Origin of the sequence: Arthrobacter sp. SRS-W-1-2016, from assembly GCF_002009585.1 — a bacterium.
In the GTDB taxonomy this organism is placed as follows: domain Bacteria; phylum Actinomycetota; class Actinomycetes; order Actinomycetales; family Micrococcaceae; genus Arthrobacter; species Arthrobacter bambusae_A.
Map to the genome: position 1 here is coordinate 98,593 of NZ_MTPV01000061.1, position 26,674 is coordinate 125,266.

General features: G+C 64.5%; 24 protein-coding genes and 2 tRNA genes. 19 read left to right on the forward strand and 7 right to left on the reverse strand.

Annotation, left to right across the window (positions count from 1 at the left end; translation table 11 throughout):
• The first annotated feature begins 43 nt into the window (after positions 1-43).
• A complete protein-coding gene (locus BMF89_RS15645) occupies positions 44-571 on the forward strand; it encodes a helix-turn-helix domain-containing protein (protein ID WP_078108024.1) in 528 nt (175 codons plus the stop codon).
• On the forward strand, positions 568-1,917 hold the full coding sequence (locus tag BMF89_RS15650) for an MFS transporter (protein ID WP_078108025.1): 1,350 nt from the start codon (positions 568-570) through the stop codon (positions 1,915-1,917). The genes BMF89_RS15645 and BMF89_RS15650 overlap by 4 nt, the downstream gene beginning before the upstream one ends.
• A 52-nt stretch (positions 1,918-1,969) precedes the next feature.
• On the opposite strand, the gene BMF89_RS15655 is transcribed toward BMF89_RS15650, so the two are convergent.
• Positions 1,970-3,154 (reverse strand): acyl-CoA dehydrogenase family protein, encoded by a 1,185-nt coding sequence (locus BMF89_RS15655; RefSeq protein ID WP_078108026.1) that lies wholly within the window; start codon positions 3,152-3,154, stop codon positions 1,970-1,972.
• An 81-nt stretch (positions 3,155-3,235) separates the two neighbouring features.
• Here BMF89_RS15655 and BMF89_RS15660 point away from each other — a divergent pair, with 81 nt between their 5' ends.
• From BMF89_RS15660 to BMF89_RS21715, 10 genes are all read left to right on the forward strand, one after another.
• On the forward strand, positions 3,236-4,720 hold the full coding sequence (locus BMF89_RS15660) for an ATP-binding protein (RefSeq protein ID WP_078108027.1): 1,485 nt from the start codon (positions 3,236-3,238) through the stop codon (positions 4,718-4,720).
• Complete coding sequence (locus tag BMF89_RS15665) at positions 4,717-5,391, forward strand: response regulator (RefSeq protein WP_078108028.1); 675 nt, start codon at positions 4,717-4,719, stop codon at positions 5,389-5,391. The genes BMF89_RS15660 and BMF89_RS15665 overlap by 4 nt, the downstream gene beginning before the upstream one ends.
• A gap of 21 nt (positions 5,392-5,412) precedes the next feature.
• Positions 5,413-6,075 (forward strand): MOSC domain-containing protein, encoded by a 663-nt coding sequence (locus tag BMF89_RS15670; RefSeq protein WP_078108029.1) that lies wholly within the window; start codon positions 5,413-5,415, stop codon positions 6,073-6,075.
• A 440-nt stretch (positions 6,076-6,515) separates the two neighbouring features.
• On the forward strand, positions 6,516-8,699 hold the full coding sequence (locus BMF89_RS15675; RefSeq protein ID WP_078108030.1) for a DEAD/DEAH box helicase: 2,184 nt from the start codon (positions 6,516-6,518) through the stop codon (positions 8,697-8,699).
• A 124-nt stretch (positions 8,700-8,823) separates the two neighbouring features.
• Positions 8,824-9,186, forward strand: a complete 363-nt coding sequence (locus BMF89_RS15680) for a LysM peptidoglycan-binding domain-containing protein (RefSeq protein ID WP_078108031.1) — start codon at positions 8,824-8,826, stop codon at positions 9,184-9,186.
• A 118-nt stretch (positions 9,187-9,304) separates the two neighbouring features.
• Positions 9,305-9,376: transfer RNA gene (locus BMF89_RS15685), tRNA-Thr, on the forward strand.
• Positions 9,377-9,438: 62 nt separating this feature from the next.
• Positions 9,439-9,512: transfer RNA gene (locus tag BMF89_RS15690), tRNA-Met, on the forward strand.
• A 130-nt stretch (positions 9,513-9,642) separates the two neighbouring features.
• Positions 9,643-9,918 carry a hypothetical protein gene (locus BMF89_RS22190; RefSeq protein WP_139359703.1) on the forward strand — a complete coding sequence of 92 codons (276 nt, stop codon included), beginning with the start codon at positions 9,643-9,645 and terminating at the stop codon, positions 9,916-9,918.
• Positions 9,908-10,126, forward strand: coding sequence for a hypothetical protein (locus BMF89_RS15695; protein WP_139359704.1), 219 nt, complete (start codon positions 9,908-9,910; stop codon positions 10,124-10,126). Before BMF89_RS22190 ends, BMF89_RS15695 begins: the two co-directional genes overlap by 11 nt.
• 509 nt (positions 10,127-10,635) lie before the next feature.
• Positions 10,636-10,836: a hypothetical protein gene (locus tag BMF89_RS21715; protein ID WP_139359705.1), complete on the forward strand. Its 201-nt coding sequence runs from the start codon at positions 10,636-10,638 to the stop codon at positions 10,834-10,836.
• A 422-nt stretch (positions 10,837-11,258) separates the two neighbouring features.
• Here BMF89_RS21715 and BMF89_RS15700 read toward each other — a convergent pair whose 3' ends face one another.
• Positions 11,259-12,209, reverse strand: a complete 951-nt coding sequence (locus BMF89_RS15700; RefSeq protein WP_078108033.1) for a LysM domain-containing protein — start codon at positions 12,207-12,209, stop codon at positions 11,259-11,261.
• Positions 12,210-12,763: 554 nt separating this feature from the next.
• Here BMF89_RS15700 and BMF89_RS15705 point away from each other — a divergent pair.
• A complete protein-coding gene (locus tag BMF89_RS15705; protein ID WP_078108034.1) occupies positions 12,764-13,420 on the forward strand; it encodes an NAD(P)H-binding protein in 657 nt (218 codons plus the stop codon).
• Positions 13,421-13,556: 136 nt separating this feature from the next.
• Positions 13,557-15,128, forward strand: coding sequence for a Na+/H+ antiporter (locus BMF89_RS15710; protein ID WP_078108035.1), 1,572 nt, complete (start codon positions 13,557-13,559; stop codon positions 15,126-15,128).
• 33 nt (positions 15,129-15,161) lie between these two features.
• On the opposite strand, the gene BMF89_RS15715 is transcribed toward BMF89_RS15710, so the two are convergent.
• On the reverse strand, positions 15,162-16,367 hold the full coding sequence (locus BMF89_RS15715) for an ROK family transcriptional regulator (protein ID WP_078108036.1): 1,206 nt from the start codon (positions 16,365-16,367) through the stop codon (positions 15,162-15,164).
• Positions 16,368-16,474: 107 nt separating this feature from the next.
• On the opposite strand from BMF89_RS15715, the gene BMF89_RS15720 reads away from it, so the two are divergent.
• Both BMF89_RS15720 and BMF89_RS15725 read left to right on the forward strand, forming a co-directional pair.
• Complete coding sequence (locus BMF89_RS15720; protein WP_078108037.1) at positions 16,475-18,178, forward strand: glycoside hydrolase family 13 protein; 1,704 nt, start codon at positions 16,475-16,477, stop codon at positions 18,176-18,178.
• A gap of 110 nt (positions 18,179-18,288) precedes the next feature.
• Entirely contained in the window at positions 18,289-19,254 is a 966-nt protein-coding gene (locus BMF89_RS15725; protein ID WP_253190843.1) for an aldo/keto reductase, read from the forward strand.
• A 108-nt stretch (positions 19,255-19,362) separates the two neighbouring features.
• Here the strand turns inward: BMF89_RS15725 and BMF89_RS15730 are convergent, their stop codons facing one another.
• Genes BMF89_RS15730 through BMF89_RS15745 form a run of 4 tightly spaced genes read right to left on the reverse strand, consistent with a single transcriptional unit; the run spans position 19,363 to position 23,256 of the window.
• Entirely contained in the window at positions 19,363-20,283 is a 921-nt protein-coding gene (locus BMF89_RS15730; RefSeq protein WP_078108039.1) for a TauD/TfdA family dioxygenase, read from the reverse strand.
• Between the two features lie 50 nt (positions 20,284-20,333).
• Positions 20,334-21,248 carry an ABC transporter permease gene (locus BMF89_RS15735; RefSeq protein WP_078108040.1) on the reverse strand — a complete coding sequence of 305 codons (915 nt, stop codon included), beginning with the start codon at positions 21,246-21,248 and terminating at the stop codon, positions 20,334-20,336.
• On the reverse strand, positions 21,248-22,198 hold the full coding sequence (locus BMF89_RS15740) for an ABC transporter ATP-binding protein (RefSeq protein ID WP_078108041.1): 951 nt from the start codon (positions 22,196-22,198) through the stop codon (positions 21,248-21,250). The genes BMF89_RS15735 and BMF89_RS15740 overlap by 1 nt, the downstream gene beginning before the upstream one ends.
• Before the next feature lie 2 nt (positions 22,199-22,200).
• On the reverse strand, positions 22,201-23,256 hold the full coding sequence (locus BMF89_RS15745) for an ABC transporter substrate-binding protein (RefSeq protein ID WP_078108042.1): 1,056 nt from the start codon (positions 23,254-23,256) through the stop codon (positions 22,201-22,203).
• A 339-nt stretch (positions 23,257-23,595) separates the two neighbouring features.
• On the opposite strand from BMF89_RS15745, the gene BMF89_RS15750 reads away from it, so the two are divergent.
• From BMF89_RS15750 to BMF89_RS15760, 3 genes are all read left to right on the forward strand, one after another.
• Positions 23,596-24,459 carry a CoA ester lyase gene (locus tag BMF89_RS15750; RefSeq protein WP_078108043.1) on the forward strand — a complete coding sequence of 288 codons (864 nt, stop codon included), beginning with the start codon at positions 23,596-23,598 and terminating at the stop codon, positions 24,457-24,459.
• 446 nt (positions 24,460-24,905) lie between these two features.
• Positions 24,906-25,130 carry a DUF3188 domain-containing protein gene (locus BMF89_RS15755; protein WP_078108083.1) on the forward strand — a complete coding sequence of 75 codons (225 nt, stop codon included), beginning with the start codon at positions 24,906-24,908 and terminating at the stop codon, positions 25,128-25,130.
• A gap of 17 nt (positions 25,131-25,147) precedes the next feature.
• Positions 25,148-26,647, forward strand: a complete 1,500-nt coding sequence (locus BMF89_RS15760; RefSeq protein ID WP_078108044.1) for an FAD-dependent monooxygenase — start codon at positions 25,148-25,150, stop codon at positions 26,645-26,647.
• The last annotated feature ends 27 nt before the right edge of the window (positions 26,648-26,674 follow it).

Sequence of the window (26,674 nt, forward strand, 5' to 3'; positions counted from 1 at the left end):
CACAAACCTAGCTTTCTTTAGAAAAGCCAGCTAATCTCGGACCATGCCCTTACGATCCGATTGGTCCGAGCGGACGTGCAGCCTGGCGCGCGGCCTCGATATCCTCGGCGACCCTTGGGGTAGCCTGGTGCTGCGGGAGGTCTTCTTCGGCAACGGCCGGTTCGATGCCATCAAAACCCGCCTCCACATCGCAGACAACGTCCTCAGCAAAAGGCTGGCTTGGCTGCTTGAGTCGGGCCTGCTCGCCCAACGGCCCTACCAGGATGGCGCCCGCACCCGCCAGGAATACGTCCTCACGGCCAAAGGGGAAGATGCCTTGCCCGTTTTGAACGCCATCATTCTCTGGTCCGAGAAACATCTCGATGCGCCTGCGGACAACGCCCACATGCGTGTGATCCATACCGGTTGCGGACTGCCGACGGCGTCGGCTGATACATGCTCCCACTGCGGTTCCCGCCTGACCGCGGCCAACACCAGCTGGCATAGCCTCACGCGATCGGAACACCCCGTGGCCTTGGCCACTGCCCCCGCCAGACGTGACCTCCTGGACGAATCGGAGCCCTCCGCATGACCGCACCCATTCCCACCAAACTTTCCGCTGGCAAGACTCCGCGGAAGCGTCGACTCCACCCCGCCTGGATGGTCGCCGCCGTCGCGTTCCTGGCACTCGTAGGCGCGGCCGGTTTCCGCGCGGCACCCGGCGTGCTCATGGTGCCGCTGCAGCAGGAATTCGGCTGGTCAACAACCGTCCTGTCGCTTGCGGTCAGCATCAACCTGGTGTTGTTCGGCCTCACGGCGCCCTTCGCTGCCGCGCTCATGGAACGCTTCGGCATCCGCACCGTCACCTCGATCGCCCTCTGCCTGATCGGCCTCGGCTCCGCGCTGACGGTGTTCGTCAGCCAGTCCTGGCAGATCCTGCTGACCTGGGGTGTGCTGATCGGGCTCGGTACCGGATCCATGGCCCTGGTTTTCGCGGCCACCATCGCCAACACGTGGTTCTCCAAGAACCGTGGACTCGTGATCGGCATCCTGACGGCAGGCAGTGCCGCCGGGCAACTTGTGTTCCTGCCCTTCATCGCGGTGCTCGCGCAGAGCCCGGGCTGGCGCGGCGCCTCGCTGTTGATCGCCGCCGGAGCGCTCGCGGTAGTGCCGCTCGTGTTGCGCTGGCTCAAGAACTCACCCGCCGACGTCGGGGTCCAACCTTACGGTGCGGAATCCGAGGAGCCGACGACGGCGGAAGCCGCCCCGGTCCCGGAAGTCGCCAACGCTGAAGGCGCCAAGACGCCCAACGCCGCCGTGCGCGCACTGCAGGTCCTCAAGCGCGCCAGCAAAGTGCGCACGTTCTGGGCACTGGTTGCCGGTTTCGCCATCTGCGGTGCTACCACCAACGGCCTGATCGGCACCCACTTCATTCCCTCGGCGCACGACCACGGCATGCCGGAAACCACCGCGGCCGGCTTGCTGGCCGTCGTCGGGATCTTCGACATCGTGGGCACCATCGCTTCCGGTTGGTTGACGGACCGCTTCAATCCCAAGGTGCTCCTTGCCGTGTACTACCAGTTCCGCGGGGTCGGGCTGCTGGTGCTGCCCGTGCTTCTGAGCTCCACCGTGCAACCGAGCATGATCCTGTTTGTTGTGGTGTACGGCCTGGACTGGGTGGCCACGGTGCCCCCGACGGCGGCCATCTGCCGCAAGGTGTTCGGGGCGGACGGATCAGTGGTGTTCGGCTGGGTCTTCGCCGCGCACCAGCTTGGAGCCGCGGCTGCAGCGTTCCTCGCGGGTTACATCCGGGACGCCACGGGCCACTACACCTATGCATGGATCGGTGCTGCCGCGATGTGCACCGTGGCTGCCGTCATCAGCGCCACCATGCGTAAAGACGCGGCCAGGAAGGAACCGGTCCCGGTCGGAGCCTAGGCCCGTCGGCTAGGTCGGGCGCGGGACCCGCGCTTGGCCTGTGCCAGTGAAGTCAGCGGAAAGCGGGGATGCCCGTGATGTGCTGGCCAAGGATGAGCGTGTGGACCTCGTCCGTCCCTTCATAGGTGCGGACCGATTCCAGGTTGTTGGCATGGCGCAGCGGCGGGTAGTCCAGCGTAATGCCGTTGCCGCCCAGGATGGTGCGGGCGTCGCGGGCGATCTTGATTGCCTCGCGCACATTGTTGAGCTTGCCCACCGAGATCTGTTCCGGCCGCAGTTTGCCAGCGTCCTTGAGCCGTCCGAGATGCAGCGCGAGCATGGTGCCCTTCTGGATCTCCAGGACCATGTTCACGAGCTTCTCCTGGGTCAACTGGTAGCTGGCCAGGGGCTTGCCGAATTGCACGCGGCTTCCGGCATACTGGAGCGCGGCCTCGTAGGAGTCACGTGCCGCGCCCATGGCACCCCAGGCAATGCCGTACCGCGCCTCGTTAAGGCAGGAGAACGGGCCCCGGAGGCCCAGGGCGCCCGGGAGGAGGGCCTCGGGACCCAGCCGGACGGCGTCGAACACCACATCGCACTGGATCGAGGCCCGCATGGAGAGCTTCCCGTTGATGGGAGCCACGGTGACTCCCTGAGTGCCGGCCGGAACCAGGAAGCCGCGGATGCCGTCGTCGGTGTTTGCCCACACCACCATGACGTCGGCGATCGAGGCCATCCCGATCCAGCGCTTCGAACCATTCAGCACCCAGCCGGCGTCGTCTCCCGTCCCGTCGCGGCGCGCAAAGCTGGCCATGGACGACGGGTCCGAACCCGCCGTCGGCTCCGTCAAGGCAAAGCAGCCGATCAGTTCGCCGGCAGCCATGCGCGGGAGCCATTGTTCCTTTTGCGCTTCGCTGCCCCAGCGATGGATCGCGGTCATGGCCAGGGAGCCTTGGACGGACACGAAGGTGCGGATGCCGGAATCGCCGGCCTCGAGTTCCATGGCTGCGAGTCCGTATTCGACGGCGGAGCGGCCCGGGCAGCCGTAGCCCTCCAGATGCATGCCAAGGACTCCGAGCTCGCCGAGTTCCGCCGGCAGTTCCCGCGGGAACAATGCCTCCTCGTACCAGCGGGCAATGTTCGGGCGGATCCGCTGGTCGGTAAAATCGCGTACCTTCTCACGAATCTCCAGTTCCTCGGGGGCCAAGAGGGAATCGAGGGCAAGGACATCGGAGGTATTCGTCGTTGAATGGCTCATGCCAGCATCCTAGGCCGGACATGTTCCTCGCGGCGGCCTGCGGGCGCAGGAGCGGCACCTCCGCCGTGCCAGAATTGAGCCATGGCCGCGGCAGACGTGAACGCAATAGGACTGCCGCTACGGGCAGTCAAGGGGATCGGGCGACGCCGCATTCTGGCGGGCCTGGCCCTGGCCCTGCTGCTGCCCGTCGCGATCGAAGTCCTGGTGTCCGCGCTGCAATACCGGAATTTCGCCATGATCATGCTGTTCCAGCTGGCCGTCTCGGCAGCGGTTGCCGCAATCGGGGGCCTGTGGCCGGCCGTGGTGTCCGCCGTCCTCGGCAGCATGCTGTTGAACTACTTCTCGGCAGATCCGGTGGGCTCCCTGTCCATCGCGGATCCCGCTACGCTTCTCACCCTGGTCATCTTCCTTGCTGTGGCGTGCGGAGTGGCGCTCGCCGTCGGTTTGGCGACCAGGCGGGCCCAGGAGGCCGCGCATTCCGGCGCCGAGGCAAGGGCCCTCAGCGAGCTGGCCCTTCGTATCCTGAGCTCGGACGGCAGCCTCGAGTCATTCCTGGACAAGATCCGCGTCAACCTCGGCATGGAGGCGATGACGCTGCTCGCCACGTTTGACTCGCCGGACGCCCCCGGGCCCAACTGGCAAGTCCTTGCAAGCTCCGGGATTCAACCGCCGGTGACCCATGCGGCAGCCGACCATGCCGCCGTCGTCGATCGCAACTACACGCTCCTGCTCCGGGGCGGACCGCTTTCCGAACAGCATCGCCGCATGCTCGCCGCGTTCGGCGCCTTCGTGGTGGCGTTGAGGGAGCGCCAGCAGCTCGTCAAGAGCAGGCAGGACAACGTGCGCCTGGCCGAAGGCAACAAAATGCGGACCTCCATCCTGCGCGCCGTCTCCCATGATCTCCGTACTCCTTTGGCGGGCATCAAGCTTGCTGTCAGCAGCCTGCGACAGGAAGACGTGACCTTTGCCCCCGAAGACGAACGCGAACTGTTGGCCACCATCGAGGACTACGCGGACCGCTTGGATCACCTGGTGGATAACTTGCTGGACATGTCCCGGATCACTGCGGATGCCGTGAATCCGCTGCTGCGAGGGCTGGGCTGGCACCAGATCATGCCGGAGGCTTTGCGCGGCGTGACGGGGGAGCGCATCCGCAACGAGCTTCCGGCAAACCTTCCCCAGATAGAGGCCGACGCCGGGATACTGGAACGCGTCGTGGCGAACCTTGTCGAAAACGCAGTGAAATACGCGCCTGATTCCGATGTTGTGCTGGTGGCTCGGACCGGAGCGGGCATCACGGTGGATGGTCGGCCGGCCAGCGAACTCCGCGTGATGGACCATGGTTCGGGGATCGGGCCAGCGGCAGTCCTGGAGCTTTTCCAGCCTTTCCAGCGACTCGATGATTCTCCATCCAGCCGGGACGGCCGCAGCGGAATCGGTTTGGGACTCGCTGTCGCCAAGGGATTCACCGAGGCCATGGGCGGTACGCTCATGGCTGAGGCGACGCCGGGAGGCGGGCTGACCATGGTGGTCACACTCCCTCTGTGGACGGGAGGGCGGCCATGAACCTCGTGCTGATCGTGGAAGACGAAGCCCAGATCGCCAGGGCAATGCAAATCAATCTCCACGCCCACGGCTACCACGCCATCAGCGTGGGCAACGGCGCAGATGCCCTCAAAGCGGCGGCCCAGCAGCCCGTGGACATCGTTGTGCTCGACCTTGGGCTTCCGGACATGGATGGTGTGGATGTGATCAAGGGAATCCGCGGCTGGAGCACCATGCCCATTATCGTGCTGTCCGCCCGGCATGGTTCGGAAGACAAAGTAGAAGCGCTCGACGCCGGAGCCGACGACTATGTGACCAAGCCCTTCGGCCTGGACGAACTCCTGGCCAGGCTCCGTGCCGCCTCGCGGCGGGCAGCACCCAGGGATGAAGCGCCGACGCTCCAGACCGCCGACTTCCTGGTTGACCTGGCCGGAAAGAAGATCACCAAGGACGGCGCGGAAGTACGGCTGACGCCCACGGAGTGGAACATCCTGGAATTGCTCGTGCGCAACGCCGGACGGCTGGTCAGCCAGCAGCAGATCCTCACCCAGGTTTGGGGACAGGCCTACGCCAAGGAGACCCAGTACCTGCGTGTCTACATCGCCCAGCTCCGGCGCAAGCTCGAACGCGACCCCGCCCGGCCCCGCCACCTCCACACCGAGGCCGGCATGGGATATCGCTTCGATCCGTAGCTGCGTACGTAGACTGTAGTCATGGATACCGCATCGTTGCTTGCCGTTTGCCGGGTATACGAGCTCCTGCCCGATCCCGAAGGGTCGGTGGGAGTGACGGCCATCGACAAGCGCCCGGTCGACGGGCCGGTGAAGGTCCACAAGCTGGGAATCCACGGGGACATCCAGGCGAGCCGGATCCACCACGGCGGCGAGGACCAAGCTCTCTACGCGTACTCGCAAGCGGACGCCGATTTCTGGGCCAATGAACTCCAGCGGGACATGCCCGCCGGGATCTTCGGCGAGAACCTCCGCGTTGCCGGAATCGAGACCAGCGGTGCCGTGATCGGCGAACGGTGGAAGATCGGCCTGGATGTCGAAGTGGAGGTCACATCGCCGCGTGTACCGTGTGCGACTTTCCAGCGCCGCATGAATGAACCCCAATGGGTCAAGCGTTTCACGGAGGCAGGGCGGGTCGGCACCTACCTGCGCGTGGTTAAGACCGGCTCCATCTCGGCCGGCGACTACATCCACAAACTGTTCGTGCCGAAGCACGGCATCACGGTGGGGCAGTGGTTCAGCAACCCCAACCTCGATGACATGCAGTTGCTTCTCGACGCTGAGGCGGACGGAGAGATCCTGCTGCAGTCCGACTACCATGACAGCTTCGAAAAGCTCCTGCGCCGCAACGGGGTGGACGCCTGAAAGCGGCCTTTGAGCGGACAGCCTGAAGTGCGGTATTAAAGGCGGCTTTGAGGGCGCCGGCGGCGCGTTTGTGCGCAAGCTCACCGCCGCCGTCGACCGTTATGTCGCCACGGGACTGATCTGTGCCCTACACTTGAACTATCCCCCACTCCGGAAATCCCTTTTTCCTGCCCAATTCTTGAGGCAGGACTGGTCAGTGTTGGGGCCCGCAAAATGTGTGTGGGCAGTTTCATAGGGAGAGCCGGGCGAAGAAAACGCTGTACAGACTGCTGAGATAGCAGCCAAGAGATGCAGCGGGAAGTCCTGCCATGGGATTGCGACAGCGCCGGACTTCTTGCGAGCACCAGAGCCTCCTGGTTCTTTTGCCCGCAACGTGTACTGCGGCCAAGCCCAACCGGGCCGCGCCGACTGGCCCCCTATGGATGAGGAAACTTTCCCCTATGCCCGAAAACCTGAACGACCCGTTCGTCGCCGAGTCTGCTGAAGAAGCAGAGACCGCCGTCGAGATCGCCGAAACCGCACCCGCCGCTGAGTTCATCGAGGCTCCGGCCCCGGTCGAGGCTCCAGCCTTCACTGAGGCACCCACCGAGGCTTCTGCCAGGGCTGAAGCGCCCGCCAAGGCTCAGGCTGAGGCACCCGCCGAAGACGAGGAAGACGGCATCCGCTTCGTCGACCTCGGAATCGACCCCCGCGTCCTTGCAGCCCTGCAGGACGTCGGCTACGAGAAGCCGTCCCCGATCCAGGCAGCAACCATTCCGTTGCTGCTCGAAGGCCGCGACGTCGTGGGCCTCGCCCAGACCGGCACCGGTAAGACTGCAGCTTTCGCAGTACCGGCACTGTCCCGCCTGGCCGAACTCCACGACCTCAACGGCCCTTCCCGCAAGACCCAGGCACTGGTTCTCGCTCCGACCCGCGAGCTTGCGCTCCAGGTTGCCGAGGCGTTCACCTCGTACGCCAAGCACATCGACGACTTCACGGTCCTCCCCGTTTACGGTGGCTCCGCCTATGGCCCGCAGCTTGCCGGCCTTCGCCGCGGTGCACAGGTGGTTGTCGGTACCCCCGGCCGCGTCATCGACCACATCTCCAAGGGTTCCCTGGACCTGTCCGAGCTGCAGTACCTCGTACTGGACGAAGCCGACGAGATGCTCCGCATGGGCTTCGCCGAGGACGTGGAGCAGATCTTCCAGCAGACCCCGGAAGACCGCCAGGTTGCACTGTTCTCCGCCACCATGCCGAGCCAGATCCGCCGCATGTCCAAGCAGTACCTGAACAACCCGGCTGAGATCTCGGTCAAGTCCAAGACCACCACCGGCGCCAACACACGGCAGCGGTACCTGCAGGTCATGGGCCCGCACAAGCTTGACGCCCTGACCCGCATCCTCGAGGTGGAAGAGTTCGACGGCGTTATCGCCTTCGTGCGCACCAAGATGGCTACCGAGGACCTCGCTGACAAGCTGAAGTCCCGCGGCTTCCAGGCTGCCGCCATCAACGGTGACATTCCGCAGCAGCAGCGCGAACGGACTGTCGACGCACTGAAGGAAGGCCGCATCGACATCCTGGTGGCCACCGACGTCGCGGCCCGTGGCCTTGACGTTGAGCGCATCAGCCACGTGGTCAACTACGACATCCCGCACGACACCGAGTCGTACGTCCACCGCATCGGCCGTACCGGCCGTGCAGGCCGTAGCGGCGACGCCATCCTGTTCATGACGCCGCGGGAGAAGTACCTGCTGCGTTCGATCGAGAAGGCCACCCGCCAGCCGGTTGAGCAGATGCACCTGCCCACCGCCGAGACCGTCAACACCTTGCGCCTTGGCAAGTTCGCGGACAAGATCACGGAGACCCTCGAGTCCGAGGACGTTGCCGCGTTCCGTGACTTGATCTCTTCCTACGAAGAGGAGCACAACGTTCCGGCGTCGGAGATTGCTGCTGCGCTGGCCGTCATGGCACAGGGCGGCCAGCCGCTCCTCGTCAAGGAACTGCCGGCTGCACCGGAATTCCAGAAGCGCGAGCGCTCCAAGGACGGCTTCGGTTCCCGTGGCCCGACCCGCGCCCTGACCGAGGGCAACGCCACGTACCGGATCGCCGTCGGACGCCGTCAGCGCGTCATGCCCGGTTCGATCGTTGGCGCCATTGCCAACGAAGGCGGCATCTCCTCGGCACAGATCGGCGGCATCGACATCCGCTCGGACCACTCCCTGGTGGAGCTTCCGGCGGACCTGAGCCCCGAGCAGCTGCGCGCACTGTCCCGCACCCGGATCGGCGGCGAGCTGATCCACCTTGAGCTGGACAACGGTCGCAAGCCGGCGTCTGACCGCGGCGGCGAGCGTGGCGGTTACTCCGGTGGCAGCCGCGGCGGCGACCGTGGCGGCTACTCCGGTGGAGACCGTGGCGGAAACTTCAAGGGCAACGGGGGCTTCAAGAAGGAGTTCCGTAAGACTGAAGGCGACCGTGGCAGCTACGCCGGCGGCGAGCGTTCTTCCGCTGACCGCGGCGGCCGTTCCTACAGCGAGCGCAGCAGCGCCGGTACCGGAACAGGCAGCTACGCCGACCGGGGTGCACGCAAGCCGCGCACTGGTGGCGACACTGGCAACCGCGATTTCAACCGCAAGGGTAAGTGGTAAACAGGACTAGTTCCTGGGTTTTTGGCAGAGGCCGGCTTTCGAGCCGGCCTCTGGCTGTTTAACGGTTGGCCATGTGTCGAGATCCAGGAAGACGTGCGGCCCGCGGCTGTGGAAAGGTTGGTTCATGGGTTTCCTCGATGGGTTGAAGAAGAACCTCGGCTTCGACAAGGCCGACCACAGGCAGACTGGATGGCCCTCGGAGGCCCCGCAGGAGGCCGTTGAAGCCTCAACGGGGGAGACGGTCCAGACTGCCGGGCCGGAGCCGTCAGCGGAAGCTCTCGTGGTTCCGGACCCCGCAGTGCCCGACGCCGGTGCTCCCGCCGACGGCGGAGGGCAGGTCACCGAAGTCGTAGTGGAAGCAGACGATACCTTGAGTGGCATCGCCTTGCAGTTCGGCGTCGACTTGGATGCCCTGATCGCCGCGAACGCGGATACCGTGCCCAACCCGGACCACATCTACCCTGGACAGGTGCTCCGCCTCCCCTGATTCAGACCCTTTCCGGCTCAAGAATCCGGCGCGGATGCAAATTGTGTCGGGGCCGTTTTTCCCCGTCCCGCAGCCGATTTGTGGCCTGAGAAATCGTCCGGTAGAGTATTTACTCGTTGCCCCCCTAGCTCAGTGGTAGAGCGCGTTCTTGGTAAGAACGAGGTCACCGGATCGATTCCGGTGGGGGGCTCTGAATGAGGGCCTGTGTCAAGGCGGTTTTTGGCCGGCTTGACGCAGGTTTTTCTCATTCGTGGCGGTGTAGCTCAGTTGGTTAGAGCGCACGACTCATAATCGTGAGGTCGGGAGATCGAGCCTCCCCACCGCTACAAGTTTCAGCAGGCCAGAAGCGTTTCGCTTCTGGCCTGCTGCTGTTTTGAGCCTGCTTCCGGGGCCGTGGCTAGGGTTTACGCTTTGGTCATGAGATCCCGGAGCAAGGGAAGGAAGCCCCCATTCGAAGTGGTCTTCTCCGTATGGGCGTTCATGGTTGCCTTAGCGGTGATCGACGTCCTCGGCGATCGAAACATGCGCTATTACTTGAGCTTCGCCGTCGTGGTGTGCGGTTTTGGCTTTTCTTGGCCGCCGTCATGGAGATGGTTGCTCTTCCTTGTTCCTATTGCCCTCATCAGCCCGCTTTGGCTGCCGCGAGCCCGGCGTTTCTTTGACGATGCCCGCGATGAGTCCTCTTCAAATGCGGGCGGTCCGCGCGGACAGGGCACTGATGATGAAACTTAGAGTCGCCATTATCGGGTTCGCTTTGTTCATTTTGATGGCGATGGCGCTCCTCGCGGCCCTCTTCCCAAACCTCGTGCGGCTTCTCACTGCTGGCATGCCCGTCGTCATGGGCGCCGCGCTGTTGACTGTGGTCATCCTGGAACGGTCGCGACGACGGTCGGAACAAGTAATGCCAGGTGACCGGCAAAAGACTCCGGTCGCCACCTGACCCCGGCGAGCTGAGGCTCCTCCCGGTCCTGACCGCAGCCCGCAAGCCTGCTGGGCACTAGCCGTAAAGATTTCGTAAAGATCCTGCTGAATGGCTGGGAGCACCGTCGAGCTGCCGATAGTTTTTAGAGGGCGCCGCCACTTGGGTGTCCCCCAATCCTCAGGTGGCGGCGCTTCTCGACGATGGCCCGCTCTTACGCGCTTGCGGTGGAGTTACCCGCACCATCGAAACTCCGCTTGCCAGCCATCTCACTAGACACCCGCGAGCTATGCAGAATCCTGGCTTCGGGCAGCGCGCAAGTCCCCGAGAGCGGCCGCAGAGTAGGGTTCAGGATTAACACTAAATCAGATTTTGCAGGAGCATTTGGCGCCCGGTCGAACACTCTTAGTTGAATCTTGATCTTTTCTTAGTGTTTCCTTGAGGTTCACCCTGTAATGAGGCTGTTTCGTTTGTGTGGCCATCTCAAGCTACGATCAGGAGGTTGTCCGGACCGAAAGGCATCACTGCTCGTGGATTTTGGCCGCTTTCTCATTGACCTTGTGGTCTTCGTTGGCATCACAGTCGTGCTGATGTGTTCCTTCCATCTGCTGGTGCTGTGGCACTCGAAGCGGAAGCATGCGAAGCTGTCGCGCCCTGAAAAGCAGCCCCAACCAATCCGCGATGCACAACCGGGCGCGGAGCGGTTGATATCTGTTCCTGATCGAGCCTGACCCCCAGTGCGTCCTGTTCTGACGGCGAGTCGGTGATGCGAAAGCTTGTCTCTCCGTTTGCGTCGGACTGGCAACGCGTTTTGCGATCACACGGCGACTATCCGCGGCGTCCGAAGGCCATGACAATGGCTACCACAGCCGCGACGACCAGTACCGTCGCAACCCAGATCCACTGTTGTCCGTCCAACTTCGCCCCAATCTCAGGTCTTGACTCAGTCTCCCAAAATGGAAGCTATTGAGCGAGGTCTTATCGGGAGATCGAACATCCCCATCACCACAGAAACAGGAGAAGGCCAGGAGCGTTGAGCTCCCGGCCTTCTCATATTTGGGCTGCAGGGTTCCGCAAGCCTCCCGTCCTGCCTTCCCGGATTCAAAGAGGGTCAGGAAGGGCGCCGTCGCCAGCTGCGCCGAAGGGGCCAGCCCTAGTTCAACGCGATTACCAGCATCTGGTTGGTTCCCGGGATGCACGTCTGGAGTACCGCCCGGGGAAACCCGCCGAATACCGCTGCGACGTTGTTGGTGGTCCCGCCTTGGGGCACCTGGCCGCGGGCTGTCACGGTGTACATGCCGTACCCTGGGATGCTCACCTTCTCGCCGACGCCGATCCCAGAGAATTGTGCCCATCCTCCGCAGAAATCGTGTTCTGTAATGAACAGCGAGTAGGCGTCCGTGGGCGTGAAGTGGATCGGGCCAATGCAACTATCCACAGCGGCCTGGCCGCCTGAACCCGCAACGTAGATGGTCTGCACCGCCGGAGCCGGAGCAGGAGAGGGTGCTGGTGCCGGAGCGGCTGCCGGCGCAGGGGCTGCCGGGGCCGCGGCAACCGACGGTCCTGTCAGCTTCAGCACCTGGCCGGGCACGATCACCGAATACGCGCTGAGCCCGTTGGCTGCCAGCATAGCGTTGACGTCGACGCCGAACCTGGCGGCTATCGAGCCGACGGTGTCGCCGCTGACCACCGTGTAGGCGTTCGTGTCCGTCGCAGGAGCAGGAGCCGCAGCGGGTGGAGCTGCGACCACCGGCGCCGCTGCGGGGGCTGAAGGCGCGACGGCGGCTGGTGCCTGTGCGGGCACGGGCACCAGTGTGGCTGCCGGGGCAGCGCTTTCAACCGGCGTCGGATTGGCAGCGGCCGGCGAAGGCAGGGTGAGCCCGGCTCCCGAGCCCAGGAGCGGTGCGATGGCGGAACTGGTGCCTCCTGGCGCCAATACCTGTGAGTAGTTCTGCATCGTCACGGCCGCAACGGCGACGACTGCCACGATTGCCCAAGTGACTATTGATGCCTTGTACCTGGTGAGTGTTCTTACCCCCGCGGATATCAGGGCGAGGACGCTGCCTCCGCTGATCCCGCTGTGCCTGTACTCCTGTTGATACATGTCATATCCCCGTGATTCATCGTTTCTGGGGCAAGTCGGTTGGCTGGCCCTGGAGGTGATGCGCAGGCGCAGGGGACGGCGCTTGTTGAGACCCTTTTGCTTAATTGCGCAGCACTGAGGAAGCCCTCAATTCAGCCCATTTCGAATAAATCCATCAACGGGATGTAACCCGGCTATTTGGATAAATCCATCAATGAGACTTATGAATGAGGCATTCCTTTTCCTGCTGCAGGTGACTTGAGTCTAGAAATTCGAAATTAACTCCACACGAGTGGGTGCCACTTGCTTTTACTTCCCGCCACCCACCCAACACTCGCAAGGCGTCTCCGGCAGCGAGGGTGTGCCTGAAGTGCCCAGGTCCTCCGGTCTTCGAACGGAAAATGTGATGGTGATTAAACTAAGTCTGCTTAGTTTTTGAAGGCCTTATTTGTTCGAAGGATTTACGAATTAGTCATTCCGTTCCGCAAATGCGGAGAGGGCTATTGTCGGGAATTTATCCACCGACTTGGGGAGGTTGTGGCCGAGGTACTTGACCACTGCGACAGAATGGGTCCATGAGTCGAATCGCAATCATCGGCGGCCACGGCAAGGTGGCCTTGCACCTGTCCCGCATCCTGAGCAACGAAGGCCACGCGGTCACTTCCTTCATCCGCAATCCCGAACACGCGCCCGACGTCACGGTGACGGGTGCAGCCCCGGTAATACTCGACGTCGAGAAGTCGACGACGCCGGAGATCGCCTCCGCGCTTGACGGCCACGATGCGGTGGTGTGGTCAGCCGGGGCAGGGGGCGGCAGCCCGCAACGCACGTATGCGGTGGACAGGGACGCCGCAATCCGCTCGATGGATGCCGCGGCGCAATCGGGCGTGGCCCGCTATGTGATGGTGTCCTACTTCGGGGCCGGGCCCAACCATGGCGTTCCCGAGGACAACAGCTTCTATGCCTATGCGGAAGCCAAAGCCGCGGCCGACGAGTACCTGCGTGGGACAGACCTCGACTGGACGATCCTGGGTCCGGGGGCGCTGACCAGCAATCCGGGCTCTGCGCTCATCGAGGTAAGCCCCGCGGACCCGGGCGCCGGGACGGAAACCTCGCGGGCCAATGTCGCCTTGGTGGCTGCCGCCGTCTTGGAACTGCCGGAAACTGTGCGCCGCACCATCGAGTTCAGGGACGGTGGGGTGCCGGTGGTCGAGGCCCTCACAGCGTCTTAACCGCGCCCAGCGCGACTACGCCATGCCGGCTACAAAACCGGCCTCGGGACCGCGCCCAGCCGCGATATGTTGGTAGGGCCAGTCCACGGCATGCGCCCGGGACGCTACCGCTACGACGTCTGGGGAAATCGGGAACATGGACCAGTTGGCACTCATTGTCGGTTTGCTGCTTGCAACGGTCGTGGCCGTGGGCTTGGGGGACCGCTTGCGGCTCCCGTACCCGGTGTTGATGCTGTTGCTGGCTGCAGCGATGACCTTCATCCCGGGGTTCCCGGATTTTGAGCTCGCGCCCGAGCTGATCCTGCCGATATTCCTCCCGCCCTTGCTCTTTGCGACCGCGCAGAAGAGCTCCTGGGCGGTGTTCCGGGTTCGATGGCGGACGCTGTTGCTTATGGCCGTGGCCCTTGTTGTGGTCTCGACGGCGGTAGTTGCCGGAGCCGCGTGGCTCATGATTCCCGGGATCGGCATTCCTGCGGCGATCGCACTGGGGGCCATGGTGGCTCCGCCGGACCCGGTTGCGGTTGAATCCGTCGCCGGCCGCGTCCACATGCCGCGCAGGCTCATCACGGTGCTCCAGAGCGAGGGCTTGTTCAACGACGCTGCAGCCATCGTGATCTTCCAGGCCGCGGTGGCGGCGACGGTTTCCGGCACCAAGCTGGGGGCCGGCGTCGTGCTCCAATTCGTGATCGGTGCGGCACTGGCCGTCATCGTCGGCATCGCGATGGGCTGGTTGACGAGGCTGATCACCAAGCTGGTCACCTCCATGGTGGCCCGAAGCGCCGTGACACTGGTGATTCCCTTCGCGGCCTACATCCTGGCGGAAGAACTCCACGCTTCGGGGGTGATCGCCGTCGTCGTTACCGCGCTGGAGACACAGCGGCACGCGCGGTCCCAGGACGCGGCCGAACGTGTCACGCGCACCGCTTTCTGGGATGTGGTGGAACTCCTCGCGACCGGCCTGGCGTTCGGACTTGTGGGGTTGGAGATCCGGCATGTGATCCGTGACGAGGGAGCGGCCGTTTACGGCATGATCGGCCCGGCCGTGGCGGTGTGCGTGCTGGTGTTCGTTGTCCGTTTCGCGTGGCTCGGGCTGTTGGCGATCTCGGCCCGCAAGCGGAAGAACCTGTTGCAGCCAACTTCCCCCAAGGAGGTCCTGATCCTGACTTGGTGTGGCATGCGCGGCCTCGCGACGCTCGCACTCGCCTTGGCCCTCCCTCTCACGATTGCCGATGGGGGCGACTTCCCCGCCCGGCACGAAATTCTGGTCATCGCCTGCGCGGTACTGCTGGCCACCCTGGTGCTGCCTGGGCTGACCCTTCCCTGGCTTATGCGCGTGCTCAAGGCATCCGAAGACGGCTCGCACGAAAAGGATGCCGCGCGGCTCTTGGCCAGGCGCGCCCAGACCGCCGCGATCTCCGCGCTCAAGGAACACGATCTGATGAAGGAATTGCCGGCGGACAAGGTGGCGCTCGTCAAGGAAAAGATGACCCGCCTGCACGCCGAGCTGCTTGACGGGACCTTGAAGAACGAAACAGACGTTGAAAAGCGCCAACGCGGCAGGGAACTGGCGATCGCGGTCCAGACCATCGCCCTCGACGCCGCGCGCCAGGAAGTGGTCGCAGCGCGGAGCGAACCGGGGATGGATCCCGAGGTTGCGGACCGGGTGCTTCGCCAGCTCGACCTCCGCACCATGGCGATGCCGGACTAGTCTCCGGCGACGCCGGACTAGTCGCCGAAGGCCCTAGGCCCGCCGCAACACCAGGTCCAGGGAGTTCTTCTCCACGCGGTCCAATGCGTGGCGGACTGCGCCGATGCCAACAATCGCGTCGCCCAGCGGCGACGCTGCCAACCGCGGGGGAGTGGCGGTGTAGGCAGCCAGCTTCCGGACGGTCGGCTCAAGAAGGGCCGACGCCGAATCTGCCACCGCGCCGCCGATCACCACGAGCTCCGGGTTGAGCATGATGGCCACCGTGGAGACTACCCGGGCCAGCCGGTCCGAGAGCCGTTCGAGAATGTCCAGCGCAACGTCGTCGCCCTCGGCAGCAGCGGCGAAGACATGCTGTGCCGTGACCTCCTGGCCCGCGGGGACCGCCGTCCGAAGCGTGGTTTTCGACTTTCCCGCCAGGGCTTCCGCTGCCCACAATCTGGCCAGCGCGGCGAGGCCGTCCGCCGATCCGACTCCGTCCACCATGTCCAGGTAGGCCATCTCGCCAGCGCCGCCGCGGCTGCCATGAAGCAAACGGCCGGATTCCACCAGGCCTGCGCCGAAACGCTCACCGGCAAGGAGGACTGCCAAGTCCTGGATGCCGCTGCCGGCGCCGCGCCAACATTCGCCCAATGCCGCCAAGTTGGCATCGTTCTCCAGCACCACAGCCCATCCGTGCAGATCATGCAGGGCCTTCTTCAGCCCGACGTCGAACAGGCTCCAGAACGGCTGGCTGACGAGGATGTTTCCGTCGCGGCCTACTGGAGCGGCGAGGCCCACCGTCACCGCGAGGACTTTGTCCGGTGCCACTCCGGCAGCCTCGAGGGCCAGGAGCGCGGTTTGGCTGATGACACGGATCCGTTCCTCCGCTTCGATCTCCCTGGCGCGAAATGGCCCACTGGACCGTCCAATGGTGCGGCCGCGCAGATCTGCCACCACAACGGTGGTCTTGAGCACGCCGACGTCGATCCCCAAGACGCAGCCGGCGCTTTCGTCGAGCTCGAAGCGTCGTGCGGGGCGGCCCTTTTGGTACGTGCCGAAGTCACGCTGGTTCTCCAGCTCTCGGATCCAGCCCCGGGCCATGAGGTCTTCGCACACGGAAATGGTGGTGGCGCGGGTCAAGCCGGTGGCGTCCATCAGCTCAGAAACAGTCACGGCGTTGGAAGCGCGGATGGCTCCGAGCACGGTGGCCGCGTTGAACCGCCGGAGCATCTGCGGAGTGGCAGTCGCGATATCGGGCATGGCTGTTGACCTTCTGTTGGTATGCGTCACATAATACTAGAGGCACTAAATTTAGATTCTAAATAAACGCCCGTCCATCGCAGCGTCGACACAGAACAGGATTCCCTTTGTCCTCCACCGTCACCATGGCCACCCACGTCGACTCCGAGCGCTCCGAGCGCATGGCCGATCCGAACTGGTGGCGCCAAGCGGCTGTCTACCAGATCTACCCGCGCAGCTTTTCCGACGCGAACGGCGACGGACTGGGCGACATCAAGGGCATTACCGCCAAGGTTCCGTACCTGAAATCCCTCGGCATCGACGCCGTCTGGTTGAGCCCGTTCTACCCGTCGGCCCTGGCTGACGGTGGTTACGACGTCGATGACTACCGCAACGTTGACCCCAAGCTGGGCACCCTTGCAGACTTCGATGAGATGGCGGCCGCCCTGCACGCCGCAGGCATCAAGTTGATCGCGGACATCGTGCCGAACCACTCTTCGGACCGGCACGAATGGTTCAAGGAGGCGCTGGCTTCACCGAAGGGTTCGGCAGCCCGCGAGCGCTACATTTTCCGCGACGGTCTGGGCGAGAACGGCGAACTGCCCCCGGCGGACTGGGACTCGATTTTCGGCGGGCCGGCCTGGGAACGCATCACCGAACCGGACGGCACCCCGGGCCAGTGGTACATGCACATCTTCACCAAGGAGCAGCCGGACTTCAACTGGGACAACCCCGAGGTCCGCGAAGACTTCCTGAAGACCCTGCGCTTCTGGTCCGACCGTGGCGTGGACGGCTTCCGCATCGACGTCGCCCATGCGCTCACGAAAGACCTGCCGGAGGTTCTGCCGTCGAAGACCGAGCTGCCCAAGGAGGGCGAAAACGCTTTGGGCGCCCACCCGTTCTGGGACCGCGATGAGGTGCACGAGATCTACGCCGAGTGGCGCAAGGTCTTCAATGAGTACAACCCGCCCCGGACGGCCGTCGCCGAAGCGTGGGTGCACGCTGACCGCCGCGCCCGCTATGCCAGCCCAGACGGCTTGGGCCAGGCATTCAACTTCGACCTCCTCCAGGCTGATTTCGACGCAGGCCAGTTCCGCGACATCATCACGAAGAACCTCAGCGAAGCCGCTGCCTCCGGTGCTTCTTCCACCTGGGTCTTCTCCAACCACGACGTCGTCCGGCACGCCACCCGCTACGGCTTGCCCGCGGGCGGCGGCCGTGACGGCCTGGGCCAGGACGGCAAGCAGTGGCTGCTCGACGGCGGTTCGGCCGCCGACGTCGACGCCGAGCTCGGCTTGCGCCGCGCCCGCGCCGCGTCGTTGCTGATGTTCGCCCTTCCCGGCTCCGCATACCTGTACCAGGGCGAAGAACTCGGACTGCAGGAAGTCGGCGACATCGCGGCCGGCCAGCGCCAGGACCCGGCGTTCTTCCGCAACCCGGGAGTCGACGTCGGCCGTGACGGTTGCCGTGTCCCGCTGCCGTGGACCAGCGAGGGTTCGTCGTTCGGCTTCGGCGAGGGACATGCCCACTTGCCGCAGCCTGAATGGTTCGCGGGCTATGCGGTGGCGGAGCAGGAGAACGTTCCCGGCTCCACGCTGGAGCTATACCGCAAGGCCCTGGAACTGCGTTCGGAACTGCGGGCGGCCGAGGACCTGGAGTGGATCCCTTCCAGCCACGAGTCGGTGCTTCATTTCGTGCGCCCCAACGGCTGGCAGTCGGTGACGAACTTCGGCACCGAGCCGGTGGCACTTCCGGAAGGCACCGTCGTCGTGAGCAGCGCACCGCTCGCAGGCGGCAAGCTCCCGGCAAACACGACGGCCTGGATCGTCTAGTCCCTCCCCCCTGCCCCTATCCCTCACCCAACTAACTCGCAGTTAATGTCGTTTTGAAGGCTGTAAACGACAACAACTGCGGGTTAGTTGCGTTGTGAAAGAGTTGGAAAATGACTGCAAAGAGTGAAACTGCCGCGGGCCGGCTTATTTATGGATGCATGGGCCTCGGAGGTCCTTGGGAGGGCAGCGAATACGGTGCTGCCGAAATCGAGCAGGCCGCGGCCGCGATCGAAGCCGCCATGGGCATCGGGATCACCCTGTTCGACCATGCCGACATCTACCGCAGCGGCAAGGCCGAGGCCGTCTTCGGCGAAGTCCTCGCCCGGACGCCGGGGCTGCGGAAAAAGATCCAGCTCCAGACCAAGTGCGGAATCCGGCTGAGCCAGCCCGGCGTCGACGGACATTACGACCTCAGCAAGGACGCCATCCTGGAGCGGGTCAATGGAAGCCTGGAACGGCTCAGGACCGACTACGTCGACGTGCTGCTGCTCCACCGTCCCGATCCCCTGATGGAACCCGCAGAGGTGGCATCCGCCGTCGGGCAGCTCATGGCGGAGGGTAAGGTGCGGCAATTGGGCGTGTCCAACATGTCCGGCGCGCAGATCGCCTTCCTGCAGGACCAGCTGGAGGTGCCGATCGTGGCCAACCAGCTGGAAATGAGCCTGCACCGGCGGGCGTGGCTCGAGAGCGGGGTCCTGGTCAACCACGACGACGCCCTCGGCTACAGTTTTCCGCACGGCACTTTGGAACACTGCGTCGGCCAGGGGATTGAACTGCAGGCCTACGGTTCCCTCGCCCAGGGCCGGTACACGGGCTCGACGCCGGTTTTCCCGACTGCCGCGGACACTGCGACTGCCGCTCTGGTCGCCCAGCTCGCGGAAGCAAAGGGCGTCACTCCTGAGTCCGTGCTGTTGGGCTGGCTCATGAAGCATCCGGCACGCATTTCCCCGGTGCTGGGCAGTTCCAACCCGGCGCGGATCGCTGCCTGCGCGGATGCTCCCGCCGTTGCCGCAGCCATGACGCGCGCCGAGTGGTATGGCCTGTGGGTGGCTGCGCGGGGCAGCAAGCTCCCCTAAAGCGCGTTAAACCCAACTGACTCGCAGTAGGTGTCGTTTTGAGGGCTCATAACGACAACAACTGCGAGTCAGTTGGGCTGGGGCAGCTACAACAACACATGCGTGCTACTACAGCGGCGCGACAACGGAATAGGTGCTTGAGTCGCCTTGGATCGATTGGCTCTGCTTGCCGTCCACGCCCACCGGGATGTCGCCGGCAATGGTCACGCGATTGAGCTTGCGCGGCTGGCCGTCGTAGTTGTCGGGGGCGTAGTGCTGGGTGATGCGGTTGTCGAAGAGGACCAGCTGGTTCGGTTCCCAGTTCACGCGCACCACGTTCTCCGGACGGGTGACGTAGGCCTGCAGCAAGCGGATGATGTCCTTGGACTCCGTGTTGGACAGCCCCACGATCCGAAGGCGCTGCGCGAAGCCCCCAATGAACAATCCGCGCTCGCCGGTCAGGGGATGGACCCGGACCACGGGGTGGGCGGTTTCGAACTTGATGCGCGTGAACTCCTTGCGCCGCTCATCGGCGTTCTCGTGTTCCAGGTTCTTCGGTACCGAGTAGTCGTAGTCGTTGGTGTGAATGGCCCAGAGCGTGTCCGCGAAGTTCCGGAGCTCGTCGGGCAGGTCCAAATATGCTCCCGCCGAAGACGCAATCAGGGTTTCGCCACCGTAGGACGGAAGGTCGATGCTTCGCAGGGTGGAAGCCTGCGGCGGGTTGACCACGAACGTGACGTCGGTGTGCCAATTGTTGGCGGAACCGTTCTCGCTATCCACGGGCAGCACGTTCTCTTCGCCCTCCACGGAGGCCACGGTCGGATGTGCCGTGGTAAGCGGGCCGAAATGGCTGGCGAACTTCACCTGGGCCTCGTCGCTGAGAATGTTGGCTTCCCGGAAAACGAGGGCCTTGTGTACGTTGAGCGCGGCGCTGATCTGCCCCACGGTTTCCGGGGAGAGTTCGCCGCTGAGGTCGAAGCCGCGGATTTCGGCGCCGATCCGGGATCCGAGCTTGGCGAATTCCAACTTTGTGTCAGTGATGACGGACATTTTTTGTTCCTTTTCTGTTGTGACTTGGTTGTGACGGGATGGATTGACGGTCAGGACCCGGACCCGACGGCGGTCCGCCAGCGGGAGAAATGCCGTTCCAGGGCTACGAGGAGGAAATTCACGGTCAGGCCCAAAAGGGACACCGTGAGAATGCCGGCATACATGTCCGGGATGAGGAAACTGCTCTGGGCGTTCACGATCAGGTAGCCGAGACCGGCCTTGGCCCCCACCATTTCCGCCGCGATCAGCACCAGAATGGAGGCTGTTCCGGCCATGCGTATTCCGGTGAAAATAGTGGGCACCGCGGAGGGCAAAATCACCTTGCGGAACAGGGCGAGGCTTGAGAGGCCGAGCGATTTCGCGGCCCGGATCAGCAGCGGGTCCACGGTCTTCACACCGGCGATCGTGTTCAGCAGGACCGGGAAGAACGCCGCGTAGGCCACGATGCTGATCTTGGACTCCTCGCCGATCCCCAGCAGCAGTGTGAAGACAGGCAGCAGTGCAAGCGCGGCGGTGTTGCGGAACAGTTCCAGGAGCGGGTTCAGCACCGCATTGAGCTGTCCGTACCAGGCGATCAGCAAGCCGAGGGATACGCCGGCCACAAGGGCCGCGCCGAATCCCGACACCGACCGGGTGAGGCTCGCGGCCAGATGCCCCTGGATGGTTCCGGATTCGAACAGCTTGCCCCATGCCGCCAGCACCTCATGCAAGGGCGGCAGGAATACCCGCGTCGACGGACTTGCCAGATAGGTCGGCCCGAGTTCCCACAGAGCCAGGAACGCGATGATCCCCGCAGCCTTCCACAGGCCGGAACCGGCGCGGGCGGCAGCTGTCCGCACAAAGGCGCGCGCCGCCGTCGTGCGCTGCCTCCATAGTCCGCTCGCGGTGGGTCCGGAGTGCCCGACGGCGGGCGCTGACTGGGGTGCGGCGCTCGCCGCGGGTTGTTGTTCGAGTGTTGTGGTCATCAGGCTGCGCTCCTTTCGAGAGTTGTTCCCGGGATTTCATCCGGGGCAGTGCCGTCCGGCAGGATCTTGCGGTGGCCGGCGTCTTGGGCCAGGCGGACTTCGTCGTGCAACAAGGTCCAGACCTTGTGCCGTTGTTCGACGAAGGCGGGGTGCGAGCGGATGTCGTCCTCGCCGTCGCGGTCCGGGATGGCCACGTCCACGATTTCCTTGAGCCGTCCGGGACGGGCGCTGAGGACGGCGACGCGCTGTCCCAGGTACACGGCTTCGTCGATGCCGTGGGTGATGAACACGATCGTCTTGCCCGTGGCCCGCCAGATCCGCAGGAGCTCGTCCTGGAGCTGTTCACGGGTCTGGGCGTCCAGAGCGGCGAAGGGTTCGTCCATGAGGAGCACATCGGGCTCGTAGGCGAGACTCCTGGCTATGGCCACCCGCTGCTTCATGCCACCTGAGAGCTCATGCGGGAAACGGTCCTCGAAGCCGGCCAAGCCAACCAGTTTGAGGTATTCGCTTGCCTTGGCGGCACGTTCGCGGCGGTTGAGTTTGCGTCCGTCCGGGCCTTTGCCTTCGAGCCCGATCGACACATTGGCCGACGCCGTACGCCAGGGAAAGAGCGCGTACTGCTGGAAAACCACGGCACGGTCCTTCCCGGGTCCCGTTACCGGCCGGCCGTCCACCAATACCTCGCCGGAGGTGGGCGTGGACAGGCCGGCCAGGAGGTCGAGCAGGGTGGTCTTGCCCGAACCACTGGGCCCCACCAAGGTGAGGAACTCGCCGTCGCGCAGGTCGAGGTTCAGGGAATGGAGGGCGGTCAGCGTGGTGGGCTCTTTCGCGCCGGGCCTGCCAGCCGCGCCGGGCCTGCCAGCCGCGCCGGGCGGGGATGCCTGAGGGCGCTTGCCCGAGCGGACGGCGAATTGCTTGGTGACATTGCGGAGGCTGATTTTGGCGGTCATCGCTATCCCTTCGCCGTGCTTGTCGGAGTGCTTGATGCGAGAGCGTTGAACTTGTTCGAGTAGTACTTCGACGGCGTCAGATCGTTCTTGACGATCCCCGAGCTCTTAAGCCATGCGGACCAGCGGGTGAAGTCCTCGTCCTTGATCACCCCGTTGTCGGGCACGCCGGGGCTCTTCCAGTACTGCAGGTTCGCGGTGCTCTCATTGCGTCCGCGGGCGTCGATGATCTTCTTGAAGCGCGCGATCACTTGCTCGCGCGGCGTCTCGGTCTCCCACTTGATGGCCTTGGCCACACCCGTTGCAAAGGTCCGGGCCGTGTTGGGGTTCTTTTCGATGAAGTCGTTGCGGAGCACGTACTGTCCGCCGGCAAAGGCGCCGAAGAGCTCATAGTCGTTGAAGAGCGAACGCAGCCCGCTGGCGGCAACCGCATGGTCCTGCAGGACCCCGCCCAAGGTTCCAACATCCACCTGGCCGCGGCGCACGGCTTCCTCGGTGTCGTTGGGCGCGAGCACTACCAGTTGTACTTGCTTGATTTCGTCCTGGCTGAGGCCGTTCTTGCTCAGGTACGTGTTGATGACCGCTTCGGAATGGGCACCCAGGGTATTGACGGCGACCTTCTTGCCGATCAGGTCCCTGGCGGTTTTGATGGGGCTGTCCGCTTTGACGTAGAAGCCGTTGAAGGTCTTGGCATCTTCACCGTAGTAGTTCACGACGGCGGTCACCGGAGCACCTGCCTCAATCAGCTTCACCACGGCCCCGGAGAACGCTCCGCCGAAGTCGGTCTGGTTGGTCGCCGCCGACTGGATGTCCTGCGGACCGCTGATCGTGTTGCCTACCCAGTCGAGTTTGATGCCGCCCAGGTAACCGAGGTCCGCCGCCAGTTCGGGAAGGCCGACGCTGTTGGCCGAACCCTGGTAACGGAGCTCTCTGACTTCCGGTTGACCGGCTGTCTGGCCTCCGGCCTGGTCTCCCGCTTGGGCATTGCCGCCGCAGCCGGTCACCGTCAGCGCATATACGACGGCGGCCGCGACGCTTAGCAGGGGCTGGTGCAGTTTCATGGGAGCTACTTTCCGGGGGAGGGGATGTCGTTGGTCCGGACGTCGTCTGGAGTAGACCGAATTGCCGGTGGGAACGATGTAAGCGCATGTCCACTGCTCAGGGGAAGCCCGGCAGTAACGCCCGGAAACGCCGGGAAACCGGGGGAAATCCGGCGAAATCCCAGCGCAACTCCGGGCAATAGGGGGACACATTTCGCCCTGCGTCGCCGGGTTGAGCCGCATGACCCCCTTGCATCCGGAATCCGGAGATGGCCTGTCACAATCGTTTTGTTCGTATTGATGCTCACACCGGTGCCCGATTCTTAGCGTTCCCGGCGGCTGGCCGGATACGGTAGATACATGACGTCTAGCACCGCCGCCGAGTCCATTCGGTCCACCCGCAACATTCCCGCCGAGATTGCCCGCTCCTGGCTCCTCGTGAATGCCATGAAGACGGAGCTTTTTGACCAGTCGGCCTCGTCGCGCGCGGACGCCATCATCCTTGACATTGAAGACGCGGTGGACCCGTCCCAGAAGGACATTGCCCGCGAGAACGTCATCAATTGGCTGACCGCCGGTGGCCAGGCCTGGGTCCGCATCAACGACGCCACCAGCCCGTTCTGGGCCGATGACCTCGCCGGCCTGCGTGGCACACCCGGTCTGTTGGGCGTCATGCTGGCCAAGACCGAGTCTGCGGACCAGGTCACCGAGTCCTTCCACCGCATGGACGGCAAGACCCCGGTCATCCCGCTCGTGGAGTCGGCCCTCGGCATCGAGGAAGCCAACCACATCGCACGCGCACAGGGTGCCTTCCGCCTCGCCTTCGGTTCGGGCGACTTCCGCCGGGACACGGGCATGGCCGCCACGCCTGAGGCAATGGCGTACCCGCGTGCCAAGCTCGTCGTCGCCAGCCGCGTGGGCAACCTGCCGGGCCCCATCGACGGCCCCACCGTCGGCACCAACCACCCGATCCTGCGCGAGCAGACCGGCATCACGGTGACCATGGGCATGACGGGCAAGCTCTGCCTGGCCATCGACCAGACCACTGTCATCAACGAGGTCATCAGCCCCACGCCGTCGGACGTCGCCTGGGCCACCGACTTCATGAACGACTTCGAAGCCAACGGCAGGGTCATCCGCGACGGCTCCGACCTCCCGCGCCTGGGCCGCGCCGAAAAGATCATGAAACTCGCCGTGGCCTTCGGGGTCCAGCCCTCCCTGTAAGCCCACCCACCGACGCTCTCTCACCTAAGTCAGGCTTTTTCAGGACGCCCGCTCACGTATCAGGGAAATACCCGAAACCCTCCTGCGGATGATCTGAGCGGGCGTTGGCTGGAAAGCCGTCATATGTGAGCGGGCGTTGGTGGATTGGCGGCCATATGTGAGCGGGCGTTGGCTGGAAAGCCGTTATATGTGAGCGGGCGTTTGAGGAGTCGACGGCGTTCGGTTGCCGACCCGTTCCCATGCAGGGACGCTCGCTCGCTTATATCGGGTTTTGACCGGACGTTCGCTCGCTTATATCGGGTTTTGCCCCGACCCTCGCTCGCTTATATCGGGTTTTGCCCCGACCCTCGCTCGCTTATATCGGGCTTTGCCCCGACCCTCGCTCACTTGCGTCGGTTCCCGCCCTGTGGAACCCGCGGTTTCGGCAAGTGTCCTAAACTTGGGTGGTGCTGAACGAATTCTGGGCCACGGCCTCAATCGCCTACAAAACGCTGGTTTTCGGCGCGATGGGGCTTATCGCCGTCGGGATCATCCTGACGATCATTGGCAACGCCTCCCATAACCAGGGCCTTGCTCTGACGTCCTTGTTCGTGATCGGACTCGGCCTGGTCCTGCATGTCGTGGGCATGGTGGTCCGCGGACAGCAGGTCCGGAAGGGCTTGAAGAAGTAGCCCGCGGGAGCATGGGAATGACCCAGCACACGGTGGTGATCGCCGGAGCAGGCCCCACAGGGCTGATGCTCGCGGGCGAACTGGCGTTGGCCGGCGTCGACGTCGCGATTGTCGAGCGGCGCGCAAGCCAGGAGCTCGCCGGCTCACGTGCAGGCGGTTTGCACTCGCGAACCATCGAGGTCCTCGATCAGCGTGGAATTGCCGATCGCTTCTTGTCCGAGGGACAGGTCGCCCAGGTTGCGGGGTTCGGCGGCGTCCGTTTCGACCTCAGCGACTTTCCTACCCGGCACAACTACGGGCTCGGCCTGTGGCAGAACCACATCGAGCGCATCCTGGCCGGGTGGGTCGCCGAGCTGGCGGTGCCGATCTACTACGGGCGCGAGGTGACCGGTTTCGCGCAGGACGGGACCGGCGTCGACGTCGGGCTGTCCGCTGGCGAGCCGCTGCGCGCGGAATACCTCGTCGGGTGCGACGGCGGCCGCAGCCTGGTCCGTCAGGCCGCCGGTATCGAGTTCCCGGGATGGGATCCGACCACCAGCGCCCTGATCGCCCAGGTCGAAATGGCCGAGCAGCCGCCACTGGGCGTCCACACCAACGCCTTTGGCATCCACTCCTTCGGCAAGCTGGACTACAAGGTCCACGACGGCAAGATCGTTTACGCGGAGGGTGGACCCGTCGGGGTCATGGTGACCGAAGAGCACGTCGGGGCCGCGAGCGAGCCGACCCTCCAGGACCTGAGCGAGGCGCTCATCGCCGTATGCGGGACGGACTACGGGGCCCACAGTCCCATCTGGATCTCCCGTTTCACCGATATGGCCCGGCAGGCCGCGGACTACCGCGACGAACGGGTCCTCCTCGCCGGCGACGCGGCACACGTGCATGCCCCCGACGGCGGACAGGGCCTCAACACCGGCGTGCAGGATGCTGTGAACCTGGGATGGAAGCTGGCGCAGGTGGTCAAGGGGACATCGCCGGAAAGCCTCCTCGACAGCTACCACGCCGAGCGCCACCCAGTGGCCGCCCGCGTGCTGCGCAACACGATGGCGAGTGTCGCGCTCCGCCGCCAGGACGAACGCACGAAGGCCGTGGGCGAGGTCGTGGCCGAGCTCCTCGGCATGGAGGAACCGCGCCAGCGCTTCGCGGCGATGCAGTCCGGCCTCGATGTGCATTACGACGTCGGCGAGGGGCACCCGTTGCTTGGACGCCGCATGCCCGATCTCGACCTCGCCACCCCCGTCGGCCCGCTGCGCGTCTTCAGCCTGCTGCACAGTGCCCAGCCGGTGCTCCTCAACCTTGGCGAGCCCGGCAGCATCGACATCACGCCGTGGGCGGACCGCGTTCAGTTGATCGACGCCACCTACCCCGGGACTTGGGAGCTTCCCGCAATCGGGGCAGTCCCCGCCCCCGTTGCCGTGTTGATCCGGCCCGACGGATATGTGGCCTGGGTCGGAGAAGGCTCCCAACTGGGCCTCGCCGACGCCCTCACCAGATGGTTCGGACCGCCTGGCACGGAGTAGCCGTCCGGCTCTTCTTACCGGCTCAGG

Bases quoted from the DNA above. Each gene is read 5' to 3' on its own strand.
- BMF89_RS15725 (WP_253190843.1), top strand. From the start codon at position 18,289: ATGACTGCAAAGAGTGAAACTGCCGCGGGCCGGCTTATTTATGGATGC.
- BMF89_RS15650 (WP_078108025.1), top strand. From the start codon at position 568: ATGACCGCACCCATTCCCACCAAACTTTCCGCTGGCAAGACTCCGCGG.
- BMF89_RS15735 (WP_078108040.1), bottom strand. From the start codon at position 21,248: ATGACCACAACACTCGAACAACAACCCGCGGCGAGCGCCGCACCCCAG.
- BMF89_RS15760 (WP_078108044.1), top strand. From the start codon at position 25,148: ATGACCCAGCACACGGTGGTGATCGCCGGAGCAGGCCCCACAGGGCTG.
- BMF89_RS15700 (WP_078108033.1), bottom strand. From the start codon at position 12,209: ATGTATCAACAGGAGTACAGGCACAGCGGGATCAGCGGAGGCAGCGTC.
- BMF89_RS15655 (WP_078108026.1), bottom strand. From the start codon at position 3,154: ATGAGCCATTCAACGACGAATACCTCCGATGTCCTTGCCCTCGATTCC.
- BMF89_RS15645 (WP_078108024.1), top strand. From the start codon at position 44: ATGCCCTTACGATCCGATTGGTCCGAGCGGACGTGCAGCCTGGCGCGC.
- BMF89_RS15695 (WP_139359704.1), top strand. From the start codon at position 9,908: ATGAAACTTAGAGTCGCCATTATCGGGTTCGCTTTGTTCATTTTGATG.
- BMF89_RS15750 (WP_078108043.1), top strand. From the start codon at position 23,596: ATGACGTCTAGCACCGCCGCCGAGTCCATTCGGTCCACCCGCAACATT.
- BMF89_RS15680 (WP_078108031.1), top strand. From the start codon at position 8,824: ATGGGTTTCCTCGATGGGTTGAAGAAGAACCTCGGCTTCGACAAGGCC.
- BMF89_RS15670 (WP_078108029.1), top strand. From the start codon at position 5,413: ATGGATACCGCATCGTTGCTTGCCGTTTGCCGGGTATACGAGCTCCTG.
- BMF89_RS15705 (WP_078108034.1), top strand. From the start codon at position 12,764: ATGAGTCGAATCGCAATCATCGGCGGCCACGGCAAGGTGGCCTTGCAC.
- BMF89_RS15740 (WP_078108041.1), bottom strand. From the start codon at position 22,198: ATGACCGCCAAAATCAGCCTCCGCAATGTCACCAAGCAATTCGCCGTC.
- BMF89_RS15745 (WP_078108042.1), bottom strand. From the start codon at position 23,256: ATGAAACTGCACCAGCCCCTGCTAAGCGTCGCGGCCGCCGTCGTATAT.
- BMF89_RS15730 (WP_078108039.1), bottom strand. From the start codon at position 20,283: ATGTCCGTCATCACTGACACAAAGTTGGAATTCGCCAAGCTCGGATCC.
- BMF89_RS15675 (WP_078108030.1), top strand. From the start codon at position 6,516: ATGCCCGAAAACCTGAACGACCCGTTCGTCGCCGAGTCTGCTGAAGAA.
- BMF89_RS15665 (WP_078108028.1), top strand. From the start codon at position 4,717: ATGAACCTCGTGCTGATCGTGGAAGACGAAGCCCAGATCGCCAGGGCA.
- BMF89_RS15660 (WP_078108027.1), top strand. From the start codon at position 3,236: ATGGCCGCGGCAGACGTGAACGCAATAGGACTGCCGCTACGGGCAGTC.
- BMF89_RS15710 (WP_078108035.1), top strand. From the start codon at position 13,557: ATGGACCAGTTGGCACTCATTGTCGGTTTGCTGCTTGCAACGGTCGTG.
- BMF89_RS15715 (WP_078108036.1), bottom strand. From the start codon at position 16,367: ATGCCCGATATCGCGACTGCCACTCCGCAGATGCTCCGGCGGTTCAAC.